Source organism: Treponema endosymbiont of Eucomonympha sp. (assembly GCF_001028545.1).
Map to the genome: position 1 here is coordinate 1 of NZ_BBPW01000535.1, position 498 is coordinate 498.

Consider the following 498-nt stretch of genomic DNA (forward strand, 5'->3'; position numbering starts at 1 on the left):
TGAAGAAGGTCGCGCTCCAGCACGGGCTGGTGTGCCTTCTGCACGAAAACCCGTTTGCGGGCATAAACGGGTCGGGCAAGCACAACAACTGGTCGATTTCCACCGACACCGGCTTAAACCTGCTGGAGCCCGGCGATTCGCCCAGCGAGAACGCGCAGTTCCTGCTCGTCCTGACCGCGATTATCAAGGCTATCGACGAATATCAGGACGTGCTTCGCGTGTCCGTGGCGACCGCCGGAAACGACCACCGCCTCGGCGCGAACGAAGCGCCCCCCGCGATAGTGTCTGTCTTCCTCGGCGAAGAGCTGACCGGCATCCTCGACGCGCTTGAAAGCGGCAAGCTCTACGGCAAGAAAGAAAAAGTGGATATGACTATCGGCGTGAACGTGCTGCCGCGCTTCCCGAAAGACACCACCGACCGCAACCGCACCTCTCCGTTTGCGTTCACTGGCAACAAGTTCGAGTTCCGAATGGTCGGCTCGACGCATTCTATCGCGT

The 498-nt window shown here is 60.0% G+C and carries 1 pseudogene; it reads left to right on the forward strand.

Annotation, left to right across the window (positions count from 1 at the left end):
• Nucleotides 1–498, forward strand: a pseudogene (locus AWU74_RS07935) (glutamine synthetase type III); the annotation flags it as partial.